This window comes from Sphingomonas zeicaulis, assembly GCF_050433225.1.
Classification (GTDB): Bacteria; Pseudomonadota; Alphaproteobacteria; order Sphingomonadales; family Sphingomonadaceae; genus Sphingomonas_D; species Sphingomonas_D zeicaulis.
This window is the reverse complement of sequence record NZ_JBNPXQ010000002.1, coordinates 181,381-196,836: the sequence shown is the minus strand read 5'-3', so window position 1 is coordinate 196,836 and position 15,456 is coordinate 181,381. Positions and strand designations below refer to the sequence as shown.

Genomic DNA, 15,456 nt, shown 5'->3' with positions numbered 1-15,456 from the left:
GCCCCCCTCGGGGGGAGGGTAAACAATCAATGGAAATCCCGGGATTTTGGCAACAGCCGCACGTCGCGTGGATGCCGGTGCATCGGTCCGCGAGGATATTGCGGATGAAGCACCTCGTCCGCGCGGAGCAGTTGCGGGCGCGGATCCTCGGTCTCCGAAAGCCGGTCCAGTTCGGTGGTGCGATCGACGATGCGGGTCGCCATCAAGTGGACTACCCCTTCGGCGCTACGCTGGACCTGCCCCTCGATCAGCATCAGGCGTGACGCCATGATCGGGCGGCGATAGCGCTCGAACAGCCGCGCCCAGATCAGCGCGTTGGTGATGCCGGTCTCATCCTCCAAGGTCACGAAGATCGCATTGCCCTCCCCCGGCCGCTGGCGGACGAGGACGATGCCGGCGGTGCGCACGCGGCGGCCATCCTTCGTGTCCGACGTCTGCTGGCAGGACAGCACACCCTCGCCGCGGAACAGGTCACGCAGGAAGTGCATCGGATGCTGCTTCAGCGACAGGCGGGTCATCTGATAATCGGCGGCGACCTGCTCACTGAGGGGCATTTCCGGCAGGTGCGCATCGGGTTCCTCGCCCAGTTCATGCGCGTCGGCCGCACCGAACAGGGGAAGCTGGGTGGAGGGGGTGCGCCGCACCTCCCACAATGCCGTGCGCCGATCCGCCCCCAGCGAACGGCAGGCGTCGGCGTCGGCGATCAACCGCAATCCGCGCTCGGGCAGTCCGGCGCGGCGCGCCACATCCTCGATCGACACGAACGGGCCAGCTGCGCGCGCATCCGCGATGCTCGTCGCCCACTCCTCCCGAAAGCCGTCGACCTGGCGAAAGCCGATACGCAGTGCGAGGCGGCCATCGTCGCATCGTTCGAGACTATTGTCCCAGAGGCTGTACGACACGTCGATCGGCCTCACCTCGACATCATGCTCGCGTGCATCGCGAACGAGCTGCGCCGGCGCATAGAAGCCCATCGGCTGCGAGTTGAGCAGCGCGCAGGTGAATACCGCCGGATGGTAATGCTTGATCCATGAGGAGACATAGACGAGCCGCGCGAAGGACAAGGCGTGGCTTTCGGGAAAACCATAGCTGCCGAACCCTTCGATCTGGCGATAGCAGCGCTCGGCGAAGTCACGCTCATACCCGCGGCGGACCATGCCGCCGACCAGCTTCTCGCGGAAATCGTCCATGTTGCCGACATTGCGGAAGGTCGCCATCGCACGGCGGAGCTGGTTGGCCTCGGCCGGAGTGAACTCCGCGGCGGTGATCGCGAGGTTCATCGCCTGTTCCTGAAACAGCGGCACGCCCAGCGTCTTGCCGAGGATCTCCTTCAATTCGTTCTGGTTGTAGCCGGGCCCCGGTGAAGGCAGATCAGCTTCCTCCTGCTTGTTCCGCCGCCGCAGATAGGGATGCACCATATCACCCTGGATGGGCCCTGGCCGGACGATGGCAACCTGGATGACAAGATCGTAGAATTCCTTCGGCCGCAGCCGTGGCAGCATGTTGATCTGCGCGCGACTCTCCACCTGGAACACGCCGATGCTGTCGCCCTTCCGGAGCATGGCATAGACATTGTCGTCCTCGGACATCAGGTCGACCTCAAGCGTGTGATCGCCAAGGCCATTGTCCCTCATCAGGTCGAACGCCTTGCGGATGCAGGTGAGCATGCCGAGTGCGAGCACATCGACCTTCATCAGCTTGAGATCGTCGATATCGTCCTTGTCCCACTCGATGAAGCTGCGGTCGTCCATCGCGGCATTGTGGAGCGGCACCGTCTCGTCGAGCCTGTCCTGCGTCAGCACGAAGCCGCCGACATGCTGCGACAAATGGCGCGGAAACGGTGTGGCGAGGAGCTGGCCGACGATCGCCTGCACCCGCGCAATCTCGGGATTGTGGAGGTCGAAGCCGGCCTCGGTGACGCGCTTTTCTTCGAGCTCGCTCGAGAAACTGCCCCACACCGTGCTCGAAATCCGGGTGATCACATCTTCCGACAGGCCCAGCGCCTTGCCGACATCGCGGACAGCGCTGCGCGGGCGATAATGGATGACGGTGGAGGCGATCGCGGCACGGTGGCGGCCATAGCGCCGATAGATATACTGCATCACCTCTTCACGCCGCTCATGCTCGAAATCGACGTCGATGTCGGGCGGCTCGCCGCGATCGGCGGAAATGAAGCGCGAAAAGAGCAGGTCGTTGTGCAGCGGATCGACCGATGTGACGCCGAGCAGGAAACAGACGGTGGAATTGGCCGCAGAGCCGCGCCCCTGGCACAGGATCGGCGGTTCCTGCGCGCGTGCAAAGGCGACGATGTCGTGCACGGTGAGGAAATAGAAGGCGAACTTGTGCTCATGGATGAAGGCCAATTCATCCAGCAGGTTGCGCCGCACTTTCTCAGGGATGGTACGGCTGCCATAACGCTTGCGTGCCTCCCTCACCGTCAGCCGAGCAAGCCAGCCGATCGGCGTGTAACGCGGCGGCACCGGCTCGTGGGGATATTCATAAGCGAGCTGATCGAGACTGAATTCGATCCGGTCGAGAAAATCGATCGTTTCGGTCACCGCCTGCCGGCAATCGGCGAACAGTCGCAGCATCTCGTCCGGCGGCTTGAGATGCCGTTCGGCATTGGCCTCGAGCCGGCGGCCCGCGTCGACGATCGTCGTGCCCACACGCACGCAGCTCAGCACATCGTGCAGCGGGCGCTGGTCGGGGCCCGCATAGAAGGCCTCGTTGAGCGCGATCAGCGGAACGCCCGCGGCAGCCCCGATCCGCATCAGCCGTGCAAGCCGGCGACGATCGCTGCCCTGCCGCAGCATCGTAGCGCCCAGCCAGACCCGCCCCGGCGCCTCGCGCACCAGCCGGCGCAATATGCCTTCCCATGAGGGCGGCACGGTGGGCGGCACCAGCACCAGCCGCTTTTCCGCCTCTGCTGCGGGCGGCGCGATGCCATCATAATCCACCGTCTTGCGGCGCGGGCGCTGCGGCTCTGCAGTGGAGGCGGGCAGCACGATCAGCAGCAGATCCTGCAGATAGGCGAGCAGGTCGGCGAACTCGAGGATGCAGTCGCCCTTCTCCGCGCGAAGATTGCCGGTGGTGAGCAAGCGGGTGAGCCGCCCCCAGCCATGGCGGTTGCGCGGATAGGCGATGATATCCGGCGTGCCGTCGACAAAGACCAGCCGGGCGCCAACCACCAGCCGGAACATGCCGTCGCATTCGAGGCGCTCCGCCTCGGTGAGTATCGGATCACGCCCCTCGGCCTTCTTCATCGCGCTCATGGCGTCGCGGGCCTGCTGGCGCGGCCGTTCGAGCGAGACGTGCGCGCGGACGACGCCCGCTACGGAGTTGCGATCGGCGATGCCGATGCCCGCCAGTCCCAGTGCCATCGCCTGCGCGACCATCTCTGACGGATGGGATGCACCGCGCAGGAAGGAGAAGTGGGAGGCCGCCGCCAGTTCGGCGTAGGCGGCGGCGGTCATGCGAACAGGCCGTGGACGTACCAGTCCGGATTTTCCCGCTCGCTGCCGGCCAGCCCGTGGCGGAACACCCATAGCCGCCGGCCCCGGGCATCCTCGACGCGGTAATAGTCACGGGTCAGCCCGCCCTTGCCGGGCTCATGCCCATCCTTGCGGCGCCACCATTCGGAAGCGATCCGTTCCGGCCCCTCGAAACGGCGGATCTCATGCAGCGCGCGGCGCCAGCGGAAGCGCATCGGCGGACCATCGGGCACTTCGGACAGCACCGCATCGATCCGCTGCGGAGGATCGAACAGATGGATCGGGCGCAACGGCGGCTCATCCGCCTCACCCTGCGGCCATGAAGCCGACATGTCGGCCTCGGCGGCGGGCAGCGGCAGTTGTGCCTGTTCGGGGATGTGGGTGTCGGACGGCACCAGGCGGACGAGGCGGGTGCGACCATGGCGCACGGTCAACCGGTCGACCAGTGCATCGACCTCCGCCGACGCGGTCTCTCCGCCTTCCAGCTTGAGCTGGCCAGAGGCGAGCGGCTCCACCTCGGGAACCGCGAAAGCGATCATGTCGAAGCCGAAGCCCGGATCGATCGGATCGCTCAGCGAATCGACCCGCTCGTTGAACAGCCGCATGATCGCCGCCGGATCGCGCGTCGGCAGCCCGCTCTGCACGAACAATGAGCGGGTCAGCCCGTCGGAGCGGAAAAAGGTGGCGACGAAGCCGCGGCCGCCCTCGCGTCGTTCCTCCAGTGCCTGCGCCGCTTCTCCGGCAAGCGCGCGCAGCACCGCCAGCGCATGCGCGGTGCTGCCCAGCGGTTCGGCGAAGCGTTTCTCGAAACCGAGCGCCGGCATCGCCCGGCGGGGCTTGAGTGGGTTGGCGGATTCGCCGCTCAACCGACGCAGCGCATCGACCGCATCCGCGCCGAAACGCGCCGCGATCGTCGCCATCGGCCGGCGCAGCACCTCGCCCACCGTCTTGAGGCCGGCGCGCTTGAGCGCGGTGATACTGTCCTCATCGATGCGCAGCGCGGCGACCGGCAGCGCGCGCACAGCTTCCGCCTCGTCGGGCGCGGCGCGGGTCTGCCAGCGCGCCAGCGCCTGCGCGGCATCGGGCGAAGCGGCGTAGCCATGGCGCACGACGATGCCGCTGCGATCGAGCCGACGGACGATATCCCCGGCCAGCGCCGCCTCACCGCCGAACAGATGCGCGCAACCGGTGACGTCGAGCGTCAGCCCGTCATGCTCGTCGAGCGCGACCAGCGGCGTATAGCGCAGGCAGCCATCCGCCAGCCGTTCCAGCCAGTCCTGGTCGGCATGCGGATCATGATCGAAGGCGGCCAGTTCGGGAACGCGCGCGCGCGCATCCGCCAAGGTCATGCCCGGCCCGAGCCCCAGCGACAGCGCCTGCGTGTCGAGCGCGGCCAGCCGCAGGCCACCCTTCACCTTCTCGACGAAAGCGAAGGGCAGCCCAAGCGTACCCGCGCGCTGCTCAGGCCGACACAGGCTGAGCCGGTCGGCGCTCAGAAAGGGAAACCACAGCGCCAGGCAGCGCCTCGGTTCGGGCCGCTTCGCGGAAGACACAGGCATTACGATCCCACTCCATGCACCACCGGATGCCAGCCGGCCCGGACCGGCGACGCAACAATTCGACCTCGAAGCGCGGTGCCCCCGGCGCCTGTGCCTCCAATGCAACGGAGGCCGCGGCAGAGACCGACCAGCGCGTTTCCGCCGCACTCGGCACCGGGTCCGCGTCGCTGCGCACCAACAGCGCCGTCACCCCACTCGCCCGCGCCGCCAGCGCCAGCCTCCGGCTCGCGGTGAGATCCAGCGTGCGCATCTTGCCCGGGCATTCGATCACCACCGCCCCCAGAGCCGCGCAGCGCAACGCGTCGGTCGCCGCGCGCAACAGCGCCACCTCGTCGGGCATGCGGCCGAGAATCAGCCGCGCGGGATCGAGCCCGAGTTCCGCCAGCCCCGGTGCATAGACCTGCCCGGTGCGGCGTTCGGCGGCATCGCTGCGCAGCCATATCAGCCGCCGTTCGCGATGCGCCTGCCAAGCCAGCGCCAGCGCGAAGCCGGCGGCGCTGCCGGCATCCTCTGCGCTGCCCGCGAACAGCTCATGCACCGCCCCTTGCGCGAGGCCGCCACCCAGGCTTTGATCAAGCACCGCATGACCGGTCGCGAAGAGGCCGGCCGTCCCCCGTGGTTGCGCGGGCGCGGCGATACGGGCGATTCGGGCCTCAAGGCTGGAAAGGTGCGAAAGACGACTCACTCACTTTATGTTCCTATTACGTTCTTAAAATCATCCCCGCACGTTCCACTGTCAACCCGATTCACCATCGCCGCTTGCAATCCGCCGCCCCGCACGCGAGCTTCCGATGACATCAGTGGAGAATTGGATGGCAACGCGCGGATGGCCTAAACCCGACGAGCCGGTCGCGCGCATCGAGCTGCGCTTCGGCGACCAGCATCATGATATTTTGACCAACGTCTCCGCCGGCACCCGCGTCGGCGACACGATGTTCGTTGCGTCGGACGAGGATGCAATCCTCAACCGTTTCCTCCTGCGCGACGGTATCTGGCAGGAAGACGGCTCCTGCCATCTCGATACCTTGCTGCCGCTCGAATGGAAGGAGGAGGAAGCCGATCTCGAAGGACTCGCGGTCGATGACGGCTGGCTGTGGCTGGTCGGCAGCCATGCCCGCACGCGGCGCAAGCCCGAGAAAGAGGCGGACGATTGCATCGACCTCGACCGGCTTGCCGACCTCAAGGATACCCGGCCGCGCTGCCTGCTCGCACGCGTGCCGATGGTGGAGCGCGCGGACGGCCATGTCCCGGTGGCACGCGACGGTGGTCGCCGCGCGGGCATGCTGCGCCAATCCAAGCATGGCAATGCGTTGGCCAAGGCGCTGCGCAAGGATCCGCTGATCGCGCCCTTCACCAATGTGCCGGCCAAGGAAGGCGGGGTCGATGTAGAGGGCATCGCGGTGTGCGGCGATCGCATCGCCATCGGCATGCGTGGGCCGGTGATTGCGACCCATGCGCTGCTCGTCGAGTTCCGGTTCACCGTGAAGCCTTCGGGACGGTTGGTGATCGAGGGCGCGCCGTTCAACCGGCTGCTGGCAATGGAGGGGCTGGGCATTCGGGATCTCAAGCGCTGCGACGATGATCTGCTGATCCTCGCCGGGCCCACCACCGGGCTCAGCGGCCCCTGCGCGCTCTATCGCTGGAAGGGCTGGGCGAAGGATCCGCCGCGCGACACACACAAGGTGCGGCTGCACCGGCCTGAGCGCATCGTCGAACTTCCGTTCGGCCGTGGCACCGACCATCCCGAGGGCCTGGCACTTTGGGATGCCGATGCGAACGGCCTGCGCCACATTCTCGTGCTCAACGACAGCCCCGGGCCGGAACGCGTCGATCCCGAGCAACGCAGGATCGTCGCCGACCTGTTCGAACTGCCGCGCTGAACAATGGCCTGCGACGATTGGCGTATCGACCATAGCGGCATCGGCGTGGCCGACATTGGCCAGTCGATCGCGTTCTACGATGCCGCCTTGGCCACACTGGGCATGCGGCCATTGATGCGAATCACACCCCAGCGGATGCCCGCAATCGAGGACGGCGCAGCGATCGGCGGCGTCGGCTACGGCAACACCTATCCTATCTTCTGGATCGACATCTTCCATCCGCACGCCACACGTCAGCACACCGCCTTCCGTGCGGTCAGCCGGAGCGAGGTAGATGATTTCCACGCCGCCGCGATCGCTGCGGGCGGCACAGACAACGGCCCGCCGGGTCTGCGTGAAGGTGGCTATCCGCCAGGATATTATGCCGCATTCGTCCTCGATCCCGACGGCAACAATATCGAGGCTGTGTTCCGCGAAGGTTGAGCAGGCGGTGGCCCTACACCCGCTCCGCCGAGCTGATCACATCCGCCGCGCGCAGTGCCGCGATGATGCGCATCAGATGCTGCACGTCATGCACCTCGATATCCACCTGGTTGGTGTGGAACGCGGTGTCGCGGTGGGTGAGCTGGATGTTGAGGATGTTCGCCTTGTGCGCGCCGAGGATGCCCGCCATCACCGCGAGCGAGCCGGGCTCGTTCTTTACGATCACCGAAAGGCGGGCGGTGCCGCCTTCGGTCTTGCTGCCCCAGGCCAGATCCACCCAGTCCGCGTCGGTGCCGTCCGACAGCCGCGGGCAATCGATCGCATGGACGAGCACCGGCTCATTGGGCCGGCGCAGTCCGACGATGCGGTCGCCCGGCACCGGATGGCAGCATTCGGCCAATGCGAAGGCCACGCCCGGGGTCAGCCCCCTGATCGAGATCGCCTCGCGCTGCGGCGGCGGTGAGGGATTGTCGATGTCGCTGCCGGTGGAACCCGGCATCAGCGCCTCCATCACCTGCGCATCGTTGAGCGACTGGCGCCCGATCGCCTCCATCATCGCCGCCTCGTCGGGCAGCTTGAGGCGCTTCAGCGCCTGCGTCATCCCATCCTGGCTGAGCTGCGCGGGCAATCGTTTGATGAGTTCGTCATAAAATTTGCGGCCGAGAGCGATGGTCTCGCCGCGCTCCTTTTGACGAACATAGCGGCGGATCGCCGCGCGCGCCTTGCCGGTGATGACAAAGTTCAGCCAGCCGGGCTCCGGCTCCTGCGCCTTGGACTTCAGGATTTCAACCTGATCGCCATTCTCGATTACGGTGCGCAACGGCACCACCCGGCCATTGACCTTGGCGCCCACCGCCTGATTGCCGAGATTCGTGTGCACGGCATAGGCGAAGTCGACCGTCGTCGCGCCCTTGGGGAGCTGGTAGAGTTCCCCCTTGGGCGTGAAGGCGAAGATCCGATCCTGATACATCGCCATCCGGGTATGCTCGAGCAGCTCTTCCGGCGTGTCGGCATTGTCGAGAATTTCGACGAGGTCGCGGATCCAGCCGGCCTGCGTGTCCGGCGTCGCCGTGGCGGCGCCCTGCTTGTAGGCCCAGTGCGCGGCAAGACCATATTCGGCCTGCGCGTGCATCTCCTGCGTGCGGATCTGGATCTCGATCCGCATATTCTCATTGTGGATCACGCTGGTGTGCAGCGACTTGTAGCCGTTGCGCTTGGGCGTCGAGATATAATCCTTGAAGCGGCCGGGCACCATCGGCCACCGTCGGTGGATCACGCCGAGCGCGCGGTAGCAATCCTCCACCGTCGGCACGATCGCGCGAAACGCCATCACGTCCGAAAGCTGTTCGAAGCTGATGTGGCGTTCCGCCATCTTCTTCCAGATCGAATAGGGATGCTTTTCGCGGCCGGTGACGTCGACATCGAGCCCGGCGCGTGAGAGCAGCAGCTTCAGCCCCGATCCGATCCGCGCGATGCGATCGCCGCCGCCGGCCTGGAGCTGTTCCAGCCGCTTCGAGATCGATTCATAGGCTTCGGGTTCGAGATGCTGGAAGGAGAGCGTCTGCATCTCCTTCATGAACTCGTACATGCCGATCCGCTCAGCGAGCGGCGCGTAGATGTCCATCGTCTCCTTGGCGATGCGCCGGCGCTTCGCCTCGTTGGAGATGAAATGGAGCGTGCGCATGTTGTGCAGCCGGTCCGCCAGCTTCACCAGCAGCACGCGGATGTCGCCCGACATCGCCAGCAGGAACTTGCGCAGATTCTCCGCGGCGCGCTCGCTCTCGGTCTGCGCTTCGATCTTGGACAGCTTGGTGACGCCATCCACCATCCGCGCAACGTTCGCGCCGAACTTCGCCTCGATCTCCTCCTGCGTGGTCAGCGTATCCTCGATCGTGTCGTGGAGGATCGCGGTCGCGATCGTCTCGTCGTCGAGGTGGAGATCGGTGAGGATGCCCGCCACCTCGATCGGGTGGCTGTAATAGGGATCGCCCGAGGCGCGCTTCTGCGTGCCATGTTTCTGCATCGAGAACACATAGGCGCGATTGATCAACGCCTCGTCGGCGTCGGGGTCATAGGCCTTGACCCGTTCCACAAGTTCATACTGTCTCAGCACGCCCCCAATCTGGGGCTTGGTACCAAGTGTTTGCAACCAATGATTGCAGCCGCAAAAGCCGACAGGCGGCAATTGCCGTTACGACTGTGGTGCGCTTGCATCAGGAAGGGCGCTGAAAGGCGCCCCTGGCGGGGTCAGCCCGCGGCCGGCCAGTGCGGCTTGAGCAGCCCGACCAGCGCAGCGATGCCGGCGGCATCGAGCGACACCGCCTCCCCCAGCGCCGGCGCCTTCGGCCAGCCCCGGTCGGGCACCGCGATCCCCGCCGCGGTACGTTCGCCCTCGTACCGCGGGATCACATGATAATGGACGTGGCGATCGACCATCATCAGCATCAGATAGTTGATCTTCGCATAGCCCACCGCCGCGCCAAGCATGGCTTCGATCCCCCGCGTCGCCACCGCGAGATCGGCGAAGGCGGCATCGGGCAGGTCCGAAAGCGCCTCCGCATCCGATTTGGCGGCGAGCACGAGGCTGCCGAGCGTCGGCTGATCCGGCCGCAGCAGGATCACCCAATGGTTGGTTTCCGCAACCAGCGTCTCGGGATGGCCGAACCGGCGGATGGTGTCGTTCATGGCGTGCCTCGTCTCGCTGTGTGCGCTGTCCGATCCCCAACTCATGCTGCGGGCGCAAGTGCCTTTGCGGGTTCGGGATTGGAGAAATCCATCGCCTCGTCGACCGATCCGAAGCGCATCGTCATCAGGTCGAGCAGATAATTCTGGTGGACCTTCCACGGCCGTCGTGAGCCTTGCGCCGGCATCCGGTCCGCCGCGCGCTGCACATAGCCGGAATTGAGCGGCAGGAAAGGCTCGCGCGAGACATCGGCGGGGCCCCGCGGGGTTGCCTGTCGCAGACCGCGACGGCGCATCGTGCGGAGCAGGCGGCAGATGTAGGCGGCGGAGAGGTCCGCCTTCAGCGTCCAGGAATTGCTGGCATAGCCGAAGATGATCGCCAGGTTGGGGACGCCTGCGAACATCACGCCCTTGTAGGCGACCGCCCCCGCCGGATCGAAACGCTCACCATCGACGCTGATCGCTGCGCCGCCGAGCAGCCTGATCTCCAGCCCGGTCGCCGTCACCACCAGATCGGCATCGACGCGCCCGCCCGATGCGAGCACCAGCCCGCCCTCGTCGAACCGCTCGATGCGGTCAGTGACGACCGAAGCGTTGCCATCGCGGATCGCAGCGAAAAGATCGCCGTCGGGCGCGAGGCACAGGCGTTGCGTCCAAGGATCGTAATTGGGGGTGAAGTGCGTCGCGACATCATAGTCGGTGCCCAATTCCTTGCGCGCCATCTCCACCAGATGCGCGCGCACCTTTTCAGGGTGCAGCCGGGAAAGCCGCACGACATAGATGCGCATCAGCAGGTTGCGCCAACGGATCAGCCGAAAAGCAAGACTGGCCGGCAGCAGGCGCCGTGCCCAGCCCTGCCACGGATCGCGGCTGGGCAACGCTGCGACATAGGTCGGCGAGCGCTGCACCATCGTGACATGCGCGGCCTGCTTCGCCATTTCGGGCACCAAGGTCACCGCAGTGGCGCCGCTGCCGATCACGGCGACGCGCTTGCCGGCATAGTCGATATCGTCGGTCCAGAACTGCGGATGGACGATCCGCCCAGCGAACCGCTCCATCCCCACGAACGTCGGCGCATGACCGCGGGCATAGTCATAATAGCCCGCGCACATCGACAGGAAGTTGCAGGTGAAGCGGACCATTTCGCCGTCGCGCTCGACCACAACCGTCCAGCGCGCCTCCGCGTTCGACCAGTCGGCGGAGATGACGCGGTGGCGATAGCGGATGTGCGCATCGACGCCGTATTCGCTGGCGGTTTCCTCCAGATAGGCAAGGATGGTCTCGCCCGGTGCGATCGCATCCTCATGCGTCCAAGGCCGGAAGCCATAGCCCAGCGTGAACATGTCCGAATCCGATCGGATGCCTGGGTAACGGAACAGATCCCAGGTGCCGCCGATGCGGTCGCGCGCCTCGAGCACAATGAAGCTGTGGTCGGGGCAGAGCATCTTGAGATGGCAGCCCAAGCCGATGCCCGAAAGCCCGGCGCCGACCACGATCATATCGACATGCTCGTTCATGCCGCCGGGCATAATGCGCATGGGCCGTGCAGCAAAGCCCGCTCCGGCTACGACGGCAGTTACAGCAAGGTCAGCCTATCCCGGCATTGCGGCGCACAACCTCGGCAATGCTCGCCCAATCGCGTTCTTCGCCGCCACCGGCGATCACCGACAGCAGATGGTCGCGCACGATTCCGAGCACCGGCATCGGCACCTGCGCGCCGTGCGCCGCCGCGGCAACCAATCCCATATCCTTGAGCCCGAGAGGCGCCGGGAACCCGGCCGGCTGGAAGCGATCATTGACGAGGATGTCGCCATAAATCTGGTAGACGGGCGCGCCGAAGATCGTCGACACCAGCACTTCAAGCAGCGCTTCGCGGCCGATGCCGCCCTTCTCCGCGAGCGTCATCGCTTCGGCAAGCCCTTCCACGACCGACATGATCAGGAAATTGCCACACAATTTGACGAGGTTGGCGGCCTGTGGCGCATCGCCGACGCGGAAAAGGCGCTGGCCGACCGCCGAGAACAGCGGCGCGCAGCGATCGATCAGCGCATCCGGGCCAGCGGCCACGACGAACAGTTTCGCCGCTTCCGCCGCGACCGGGCGGCCGAACACCGGCGCCGAGACATAGGCACCGGGCTGCGCGGCGGCGAGCCGCTCGGCCAGCGCGACGCTGATCGTGCTGTGGCCGACATGCAGCGCGGGCGCGCCGAGGATGCCGCCGTCGCCGAACACCACCGCCTCGACCGCGGCATCATCGGCCAGCATGGTCATCACCACCTCGCCCTGCGCCGCTTCGGCAGGGGTCGCGGCCAGCGTGGCGCCCGCCGCGACCAGCGCATCCGCCTTTGCCGGGGAGCGATTCCACACCGTCACTTCATGCCCGGCCTTCATCAGGTTGGCCGCCATCGCGGCGCCCATCTGGCCGAGGCCGACGAATCCGATCTTCACTGCGCAATCTCCTTGCACGCTGCCCGCCCCGTCGCCGGCGCCGATAGCACGCCGGATCAGGCCGCGTCGTGAAAGATGATCCCCAATGTGTAGCGGCGGCCCGAGCGCACGGTGCCGACGCCATGGCGCAGTGCCACGCGATAGTCGCCGCGATTGCCGCGGCGCGGCCGGGCGTTGACCGCGAAGATCACCGCATCACCTTTTTCCAGCGGCACCACCTCGACGCGGGACTGCATGCGCGGGCGCTGTTCGGTGAGAACGAAGTCACCGCCGGTGAACTCGGCCCGCGGAGCCGAGAGCAGGACCGCGACCTGCAACGGGAACACCGCCTCGCCATAGAGGTCCTGATGCAGGCAATTATGGTCGCCGGGCCCGTAGCGCAGCAGCAGCGGTGTCGGCCGGCGCTGCCCGGCGGCGTGGCACTCGGTGAGAAACCCGGCATGATCGGCCGGGAAGCGCGTTTCCAGGCCCATCCGCGCGTGCCACCCGTTGGCGATCGGCGCGAGCCGGGGGTAGAGACCGGCGCGCAACGCCGCGACCGGATCGGGCAACGGATAGGCGAAATAGCGATATTCGCCTTTGCCGAAGCCGTGCCGCGCCATCATGACATGGCTGCGAAACCCATCCGGCCGATCATAGAGCGCGGCGACGGCATCCGCCTCGTCCGCATCGAACAGTCGGGGAAGCATCGCCCATCCTTCCGCATCCAGCGCTTGGCCGATCGCGTCCCAATCATAGCCCGCGACGCGCGAATCCGCGTTGATCATCATCGGATCCCCGCGTCTCAGGCCGCGACTGCCGCGGGGCGGGCACCTTCGCGCTCCAGCAGCAGCCGCTTGCGATCGATACCCCAGCGATAGCCTGAGAGTGAACCATCCTCGCGCACGACGCGGTGGCACGGAATGGCGACGGCAAGCCGGTTGGCCGCGCAGGCACCGGCGACGGCGCGGGTCGCGCGTGGCGCGCCGATCCGTCGGGCGACCTCGGTGTAGGACAGGGTCTGCCCCGCCGGCACATCGCGCAACGCCTTCCACACACGCTGTTGGAACGCGGTACCCCGCACGTCGAGCGGCAAATCGAGGCCGATGTCGGGCGTCTCCACAAAACCGACCACTTGGGCAACGGTGCGCTCATAATCCGGATCCGCGCCAACCAGTCGTGCGCGCGGGAAGGCATCCTGCAGGTCGCGGACCAGCGCATCGGGATCGTCACCCAGCAGGATCGCGGCGACGCCTCGCGCGCTTGAAGCGACGAGGATCGCGCCGAGCGCACTTTCCCCCACCGCGAAGTGCAAGGTCTCGCCCGCGCCGCCATCTCGGTAGCGGCCTGGGGTCATCCCCAGCATCGCATTGCTTTCGGAATAGAAGCGGCCGTTGGAGCCGAACCCGGCATCGTAGATCGCCGCGGTGACGCTGTCGGCGGTCTTCAGCCCGTCCCGCATGCGGCGGGCGCGGTGCGCCGCGGCATAGGCCTTGGGGGTCAGCCCGGTGACCGAACGGAACAGTCGATGGAAATAGCCCGTGCTGAGTTCGGCCGCGTCGGCCAGTTCCTGCAGCGTCGGCGCACGGTCCGCCGCCTCGATCGTGCGGCAGGCGCGCTCGACGATCGCCGCGATCTCGGCATCGAAGGAACTGCCTTCGGGGTTACAGCGCTTGCACGGCCGCGCCCCGCTGGCGCGCGCCGCCGCCAGACTGTCATGGATCAGCACATTTTCGGGCCGCGCGCCGCGCGACGGGCAGGACGGGCGGCAATAGACGCCGGTGGTCACCACCGAATACCAGAACTGGCCGTCCGCAGCCTTGTCTCGCGCGACGATGCGCGCCCAGCGGGGATCGGCTGCGGTGTCGCTGTGTTGGATGTCCGTCATCGTTCGATATCCTTGCTTGATCGCCTGCCCCGATGTGACAGGCGCCAAGCCGCGACGCGCTCCGATCCTTGCTCTCTAATCCCGCTGCACCATTCTGCTAGGCCGCTTCGACCACCTGCTCGATCGTCCCGAAGATCGGGTGGTGACGCTCATCCTCCATCCAGATCCGCACCGTATCGCCATGCTTGAGGAAGGCGGTGGTCGGCATGCCCGCTTCGATCGTCTCCACCGTCCGCACCTCGGCGATGCAACTATAGCCAACACCGCCCGCCGCGATCGGCTTGCCCGGGCCGCCATCGGCGCCGCGGTTCGAAACCGTGCCCGATCCGATGATCGAACCGGCGACGATCGCGCGCGTCTTGGCGAGATGCGCGATCAACGTGCCGAAATCGAAGGTCATGTCGATGCCCGCGTCGGCGCGGCCGAAGGGGGTGCCGTTGAGGTCGACCATCAAGGGCCCGAGCAGCTTGCCGTCCGCCCAGCGATCACCCAGCGAGTCGGGGGTGACGAACACCGGCGAAAAGGCGGAGGCGGGCTTGGACTGGACGAAGCCGAACCCCTTGGCGAGTTCGGCCGGGATCAGGTTGCGCAGCGACACATCATTGGCGAGACCGACCAGCCGGATCGCCGCCAGTGCTTCCTCCCGGCTGGCGCCTTGCGGCACATCCCCCGTCACCACCACCACCTCGGCCTCGAGGTCACAGCCCCATGCCTCGTCGGCGAGCGGAATCGGGTCACGGGGAGCAAGGAATCCGTCCGAGCCGCCCTGGTACATCAGCGGATCCGACCAGAAGCTTTCGGGCATTTCCGCGCCCCGCGCCTGCCGCACCAGCGCGACATGGTTCACATAGGCGGAGCCATCCGCCCACTGATAGGCGCGCGGCAGCGGCGAGGTCGCGTTGCGCTCATGGAAGCGCATCATCGGGATAACTTCGTGCTGAAGATCGGTCGCGAGATTCGCCAGCAACGATTCGGCATGCTCCCAATCGTCGAGCGCGGCCTGCAATGTCGGCGCAATATGGCCCGCGTCCGCGCACCAGGCGAGATCGTCCGACACCACCACCAGCCGTCCATCGCGACCGCCCTTCAGGCTTGCGAGCTTCATG

12 protein-coding genes are annotated in these 15,456 nt (G+C 66.6%); 2 read left to right on the top strand and 10 right to left on the bottom strand.

Features of this window, described 5'->3' with window-relative positions:
* Positions 1-26: 26 nt before the first annotated feature.
* Genes FHS96_RS10060 through FHS96_RS10050 form a run of 3 tightly spaced genes read right to left on the bottom strand, consistent with a single transcriptional unit; the run spans position 27 to position 5,735 of the window.
* Positions 27-3,473: an error-prone DNA polymerase gene (locus tag FHS96_RS10060; RefSeq protein ID WP_429590260.1), complete on the bottom strand. Its 3,447-nt coding sequence runs from the start codon at positions 3,471-3,473 to the stop codon at positions 27-29.
* Positions 3,470-5,050 (bottom strand): Y-family DNA polymerase, encoded by a 1,581-nt coding sequence (locus tag FHS96_RS10055; protein WP_429590257.1) that lies wholly within the window; start codon positions 5,048-5,050, stop codon positions 3,470-3,472. Before FHS96_RS10055 ends, FHS96_RS10060 begins: the two co-directional genes overlap by 4 nt.
* Complete coding sequence (locus FHS96_RS10050; protein WP_429590254.1) at positions 4,953-5,735, bottom strand: ImuA family protein; 783 nt, start codon at positions 5,733-5,735, stop codon at positions 4,953-4,955. The genes FHS96_RS10055 and FHS96_RS10050 overlap by 98 nt, the downstream gene beginning before the upstream one ends.
* Before the next feature lie 127 nt (positions 5,736-5,862).
* Between FHS96_RS10050 and FHS96_RS10045 the strand changes: the two genes are divergently transcribed.
* Both FHS96_RS10045 and FHS96_RS10040 read left to right on the top strand, forming a co-directional pair.
* Positions 5,863-6,930, top strand: a complete 1,068-nt coding sequence (locus tag FHS96_RS10045) for a DUF3616 domain-containing protein (RefSeq protein WP_429590251.1) — start codon at positions 5,863-5,865, stop codon at positions 6,928-6,930.
* 3 nt (positions 6,931-6,933) lie between these two features.
* Complete coding sequence (locus FHS96_RS10040) at positions 6,934-7,353, top strand: VOC family protein (protein WP_429590248.1); 420 nt, start codon at positions 6,934-6,936, stop codon at positions 7,351-7,353.
* A 13-nt stretch (positions 7,354-7,366) separates the two neighbouring features.
* Here the strand turns inward: FHS96_RS10040 and FHS96_RS10035 are convergent, their stop codons facing one another.
* The 7 genes from FHS96_RS10035 to FHS96_RS10005 all read right to left on the bottom strand — a co-directional run bounded on the left by FHS96_RS10035 (position 7,367) and on the right by FHS96_RS10005 (position 15,455).
* Complete coding sequence (locus FHS96_RS10035; protein ID WP_429590245.1) at positions 7,367-9,466, bottom strand: RelA/SpoT family protein; 2,100 nt, start codon at positions 9,464-9,466, stop codon at positions 7,367-7,369.
* 134 nt (positions 9,467-9,600) lie between these two features.
* On the bottom strand, positions 9,601-10,038 hold the full coding sequence (locus FHS96_RS10030) for an HIT family protein (RefSeq protein ID WP_429590242.1): 438 nt from the start codon (positions 10,036-10,038) through the stop codon (positions 9,601-9,603).
* Between the two features lie 41 nt (positions 10,039-10,079).
* On the bottom strand, positions 10,080-11,573 hold the full coding sequence (locus tag FHS96_RS10025; RefSeq protein WP_429590239.1) for a flavin-containing monooxygenase: 1,494 nt from the start codon (positions 11,571-11,573) through the stop codon (positions 10,080-10,082).
* Between the two features lie 49 nt (positions 11,574-11,622).
* Positions 11,623-12,483: an NAD(P)-dependent oxidoreductase gene (locus FHS96_RS10020; protein ID WP_429590236.1), complete on the bottom strand. Its 861-nt coding sequence runs from the start codon at positions 12,481-12,483 to the stop codon at positions 11,623-11,625.
* Positions 12,484-12,539: 56 nt separating this feature from the next.
* Positions 12,540-13,250, bottom strand: a complete 711-nt coding sequence (locus FHS96_RS10015) for a 2OG-Fe(II) oxygenase (protein WP_429590233.1) — start codon at positions 13,248-13,250, stop codon at positions 12,540-12,542.
* A gap of 17 nt (positions 13,251-13,267) precedes the next feature.
* A complete protein-coding gene (ada, locus tag FHS96_RS10010; RefSeq protein ID WP_429590230.1) occupies positions 13,268-14,350 on the bottom strand; it encodes a bifunctional DNA-binding transcriptional regulator/O6-methylguanine-DNA methyltransferase Ada in 1,083 nt (360 codons plus the stop codon).
* A gap of 97 nt (positions 14,351-14,447) precedes the next feature.
* On the bottom strand, positions 14,448-15,455 hold the full coding sequence (locus tag FHS96_RS10005; protein WP_429590227.1) for a fumarylacetoacetate hydrolase family protein: 1,008 nt from the start codon (positions 15,453-15,455) through the stop codon (positions 14,448-14,450).
* Position 15,456 lies beyond the last annotated feature (1 nt).